We start from the raw sequence: 4621 nt of genomic DNA on the forward strand, positions 1-4621 counted from the left end.
GGTCTTGCGGTAGTGCTCGGCCGAGGCCTTTAGTCGCCGGCCGTGACGGCCAGTGGCAGGACGAGGGCGCTGGCGAGCAGAGCGCCGGTGAGTGCGATTTTCATCGTGTTCTCCTTATATGCCTATGGAGATCAGACGGCGACCACGGGGAAATCCACCGTGGGGTCGGCGATGTGGTTGGTGTAGTTGGTGAGCGTGTTCAGCGCGACGTTGGCGATCACTTCCAGTATCAGGCCGTCGTCGAGCCCCGCGCGGCGGTAGTTGGCCATGGCGTCGGCCGACACCACGCCGCGTTGCTCGACCAGCGCGCGGGCAAAGCCGGCGATTGCATCGTCAAGTGCGTTGGCCGCCTGGCCGGTGCGGGCCGCGGCGATGGCCTCTGCCGACAGTCCGGCACCTTTGCCGATCAGGGTGTGTGCGCTCAGGCAATACTGGCAGCGATTGGCTTGACCGGCAGCGAGCGCAACGATCTCGCGCTGGGAGGCATTCAGGCGGCCGGTGCCCAGCGTTTCGGACAAGCCGAGGTAGCCATTGAGCGCCGCCGGCGCGTGGGCCAGCGTGGCGAACAGGTTCGGCACCATGCCAAGCTTGGCTTTGACGGCCTTGAGTGTGGCAGCGGTAGCGGCGTCAGCGGTGTCGATGGTCAGGGGGGCGATTTGGGTCATGTCTATCTCCGTAGTGGGTGAGGTGCAAGAGCACGTGGGCATGATCGCCCTTTGTTTGGTACGATATGGCACGTAAAGTATCAAATACGTAACCTATCGTCTTATATGGAGAGTGGAATGGCGGATCGACTGGCCGGCTTGCTCCGGCACTACTCGCTTTCGGCGCGCGTTTTTCAAAGCGGCGCCTTCTGTGGGCAGCATCATTACGCGGCGCCGCATGGCTATATCCATCTGGTGCGGCGCGGCCCGATTACGGCGCGTTCGCCCGTGCATGAAGATCTGCTGGTTACCGAGCCGAGCCTGCTGTTTTATCCGCGCGCGGCGTCGCATCGTTTTGTCGCCGCCCCCGGCGATACCGCTGAGCGGTTGTGTGCGGAGGTCGACCTGGGCGCTTCGACGGGCAATCCGTTGGCCATGGCCTTGCCGTCGATGCTGCTGATTCCGTTGGCGGACTTGCCCGGCCTCGGGCCGACGCTAGAGTTGCTGTTTGCCGAAGCCGAGCGCGACCAGTGCGGTCGGCAGGCCGCCATCGACCGCTTGTGCGAGTTGCTACTGATCCAGTTGCTGCGTTATCTGATGGATGGGCGGCTTGGCGCCACCGGACTGCTGGCGGGCCTGGCCGACCCGAAACTCGCGCGCGCCATAACCGCCATGCACGATGCGCCGCAGACCGCGTGGTCGCTCGAGGCGCTGGCGGCGAAGGCGGGCATGTCACGCGCGCGCTTCGCCGCCGCGTTCAAGGACGCGGTGGGCGTCACGCCGGGCGACTATCTGGCCGACTGGCGGATGAACGTCAGTTGCACCCTGCTCAAGCAGGGGCGGCCGGTGGCGGTGGTGGCCGACCGCGTCGGCTACGGCAGCCCGAACGCTCTGGCGCGCGCCTTCCGCGTGCGCATGGGCTGCGCCCCGCGCGACTGGCTGGCGCAGCAGCGCGGTGACGCGGCGCTCAGCGGTTCGTGAGTTTGAGTTCGATTCGCCGGTTCTTGGCGTAGGCGGCGCCGGTGTTGCGCTCGTCGAGCGGGTGAAATTCGCATCACGCCGGAACAACTGGCGGAACTCCAGGTGGCGATCCGTCAACGGCTGGTCAGTCTGTTCGTGCGGCGCGGCCGGCTGGACAAGGCTGAGTCAGTGGCGCAGGTAGCTGGATGACGCTGTCCCGCCCTGAGCCGACGCTCACAGGCGGGGATTTCCAGTGTCGTCATTGTCGGCTATTGGCCGGCAGCAGCCCGTCGTTGCCTGATGGATCCAACCCCTCCGCTGCTATAGTGCAGTCGGCTTCTGACGTTCAGTGCAGCCGTCTTCTGAAAACGACACGTGCGCAGGCAACCGGCCACGTCATCGAAACGGATTTCGGCGCGTTGCACCTTCTCGCCGTGCGGGCCATCGGCGCGGGTGCGCTTGTAGATCGTGCCGACCTGGCGGCCACCGGCTTTCTTGGCGGCTTCAACTTTCGCCAGGTTTAGCGGGTTCATCATGCCGAGCAGCTTCTTTGTTTCGGCGGCCGTGTGCCAGGTGACGCCGTGCGGCTTATCTTCCACCAGGTCGGCAAAGATCGACGTGCGGGCCGGAGGCGCCGGCAGGCGCCACCATTCCCAAGAGCTTTGCGCACGCTTCGAGAGCTTGCCGTAAGCCTCGACCAGCGCGGACGGATGCCATTCCCCTTCCGGGCCGCTGGCGACCAGGGCGCGAGGAATTGGCGAGGATTTGCGCACGCCGATGATGAACAGCCGTGGCCGCGACTGCGGCAGGAAATGAACGGCGTTAATGACCACGGCACCGAACCGATAGCCGTTGTTCGACAGGGCCGAGCTGATCGCGGCAAAGTCTTTGCCATCGTGCGAGCTAAGGGCGCCGCATACGTTTTCCAGCACCACCAGGCGCGGCGCTCGATCTTCATCCCCCAGGGCTTTGATGAGCTGCCAGAACGGCCAGAAAGTGCCGGAGCGGTCGCCTTTGAGGCCAGCACCGGCACCGGCTAGGGAAAGGTCTTGGCAAGGGAACGAGGCCCAAGCCAGGTCAGCGCCGGCCGGTAGGTCGGCCGTAGTCAGTGCGGCCACGTCGCCGACGCGCAGATGATCGGTGCCCCAATTCGCGGCGTAGCTGGCCGCCTTCTTTGGGTCGAAGTCATTGGCGAGCAGGCATTGCCAGTCGGGGCCAAGGCCAGCGCGGGCCATGCCGCCACCGGCGAAAAATTCATAAAAATTAGCCATTGGCTCCCCCTGCACCTTGCGGGTGCGATGACGAAGCGAGACGCCCCAGGCGTTCCGTCACGGCTTCGGTAATCCAAGTGTTGCGCGATACGCTGCCGGCCCGGCGCGAGCATTCGGCATCAATGGCTTTCAGCACCTCGGGAGTGAGGCGCAGATTGATACGTTCCAGCGCACTAGAGCGCGAATCTTTGCGGTCGGCTTTCATGGGCGCCATTGTGGCGCCATCGTGGCTCAAGGCCAAGGAATTTATTGTAAACGTCGCATAAGTCCTAAGTTGTGCGACAGCTTGCCGCTGTCGTTTTCAGAAGACGACCGCACCATCTGACTGGATGTAACGCCTGGTGTGCATACGGCTCCTGACAGCCCAATATCAGGAGTCGTCTGCACCAATCTCGACTATGCTCAATACTCGTGTGCACCAAAGCGAGGTTTGGGCATGACATCAGACACTCCACCGATTGCCGCGCAAGGCGTGGCCACCCTGCCCGACGAGGCATGGGCGCAAGCCCGGCACCGGACGGAAATCATCGGGCCACTGGCAGCGCTTGAGGTGGTCGGGCATGAAGCCGCCGATGAGGCAGCCCAAGCGCTGGGCCTGTCCCGGCGACAGGTATATGTCCTGATCCGTCGCGCCCGGCAGGGTACTGGCCTGGTAACAGACCTGACGCCCGGCCGATCCGGCGGCGGCAAAGGCAAGGGGCGCTTGCCGGAACCGGTCGAGCGCATCATCCGCGAGCTGCTGCAAAAGCGCTTCCTGACCAAGCAGAAACGCAGCCTGGCGGCGTTCCACCGCGAAGTCGCGCAGGCGTGCAAAACCCAGAAGCTGCCGGTGCCGGCGCGCAACACCGTGGCCCAGCGGATTGCCGGACTACACCCGGCGAAAATAGCCCGCAGCCGGGGCGGGCAGGACGCTGCCCGTCCCTTGCAAGGCGCGGGTGGCATTCCGCCAGAAGTCACCATGCCGCTGGAACAGGTGCAGATCGACCACACCGTCATCGACCTGATCGTGGTCGACGAGCGCGACCGGCAACCGATTGGCCGCCCATATTTGACCCTCGCCATCGACGTGTTCACGCGCTGCGTACTCGGCATGGTGGTCACGCTGGAAGCGCCGTCCGCCGTCTCGGTCGGCCTATGCCTCGCGCATGCCGCCTGCGACAAGCGGCCCTGGCTGGAAGGGCTGAATGTGGAAATGGACTGGCCGATGAGCGGCAAGCCCAGGCTGCTCTATCTGGACAACGCGGCCGAGTTCAAAAGCGAAGCGCTGCGCCGTGGCTGCGAACAGCATGGCATCCGGCTGGACTATCGCCCACCAGGCCAGCCGCACTACGGCGGCATCGTGGAACGGATCATCGGCACGGCGATGCAGATGATCCACGACGAATTACCGGGGACGACCTTCTCCAATCCCGGCCAGCGCGGCGAGTACGATTCCGAGAAGATGGCCACCCTGACGCTGCGCGAGCTGGAGCGCTGGCTCGCGTTGGCGGTAGGCACCTATCACGGCTCCGTGCACAACGGCCTGCTCCAGCCGCCGGCCGCGCGCTGGGCCGAGGCCGTGGAGCGCGTTGGCGTCCCGGCCGTCGTTACCCGCCCCACCGCGTTTTTGGTCGATTTCCGGCTCTGTTGCAAAAATCGTGAAGCTTGAGCATGCTTGGCGGAGATTGGACGGACGGAACGATGACGGATTTCAAGTGGCGCCATTTCCAGGGTGATGTGATCCTGTGGGCGGTGCGCTGGTATTGT

Annotated in this window: 5 protein-coding genes; 2 read left to right on the forward strand and 3 right to left on the reverse strand. The window is 64.6% G+C overall.

Features of this window, described 5'->3' with window-relative positions; all coding sequences use genetic code 11:
• Nucleotides 1-131: 131 nt before the first annotated feature.
• The gene (locus QMX88_RS28850) at nt 132-707 is read right to left on the reverse strand and encodes a carboxymuconolactone decarboxylase family protein (protein WP_011347535.1); all 576 of its coding nucleotides are present in this window, start codon (nt 705-707) and stop codon (nt 132-134) included.
• 75 nt (nt 708-782) lie between these two features.
• Between QMX88_RS28850 and QMX88_RS28855 the strand changes: the two genes are divergently transcribed.
• Complete coding sequence (locus tag QMX88_RS28855; RefSeq protein WP_033938195.1) at nt 783-1625, forward strand: helix-turn-helix transcriptional regulator; 843 nt, start codon at nt 783-785, stop codon at nt 1623-1625.
• 248 nt (nt 1626-1873) lie between these two features.
• Here the strand turns inward: QMX88_RS28855 and QMX88_RS28860 are convergent, their stop codons facing one another.
• The gene (locus tag QMX88_RS28860; RefSeq protein ID WP_011347534.1) at nt 1874-2875 is read right to left on the reverse strand and encodes a DNA cytosine methyltransferase; all 1002 of its coding nucleotides are present in this window, start codon (nt 2873-2875) and stop codon (nt 1874-1876) included.
• Nucleotides 2868-3080, reverse strand: coding sequence for a hypothetical protein (locus tag QMX88_RS28865; protein ID WP_041855125.1), 213 nt, complete (start codon nt 3078-3080; stop codon nt 2868-2870). Before QMX88_RS28865 ends, QMX88_RS28860 begins: the two co-directional genes overlap by 8 nt.
• Before the next feature lie 231 nt (nt 3081-3311).
• Here QMX88_RS28865 and QMX88_RS28870 point away from each other — a divergent pair, with 231 nt between their 5' ends.
• Entirely contained in the window at nt 3312-4523 is a 1212-nt protein-coding gene (locus QMX88_RS28870) for a DDE-type integrase/transposase/recombinase (RefSeq protein WP_023082272.1), read from the forward strand.
• Nucleotides 4524-4621: the final 98 nt, after the last annotated feature.

The sequence above is a fragment of the Pseudomonas sp. PS02290 genome (genome assembly GCF_029960075.1).
Taxonomy (GTDB): domain Bacteria; phylum Pseudomonadota; class Gammaproteobacteria; order Pseudomonadales; family Pseudomonadaceae; genus Aquipseudomonas.

Bases quoted from the DNA above. Each gene is read 5' to 3' on its own strand.
- QMX88_RS28850 (WP_011347535.1), bottom strand. From the start codon at position 707: ATGCCCACGTGCTCTTGCACCTCACCCACTACGGAGATAGACATGACC.
- QMX88_RS28855 (WP_033938195.1), top strand. From the start codon at position 783: ATGGCGGATCGACTGGCCGGCTTGCTCCGGCACTACTCGCTTTCGGCG.
- QMX88_RS28860 (WP_011347534.1), bottom strand. From the start codon at position 2,875: ATGGCTAATTTTTATGAATTTTTCGCCGGTGGCGGCATGGCCCGCGCT.
- QMX88_RS28865 (WP_041855125.1), bottom strand. From the start codon at position 3,080: ATGAAAGCCGACCGCAAAGATTCGCGCTCTAGTGCGCTGGAACGTATC.
- QMX88_RS28870 (WP_023082272.1), top strand. From the start codon at position 3,312: ATGACATCAGACACTCCACCGATTGCCGCGCAAGGCGTGGCCACCCTG.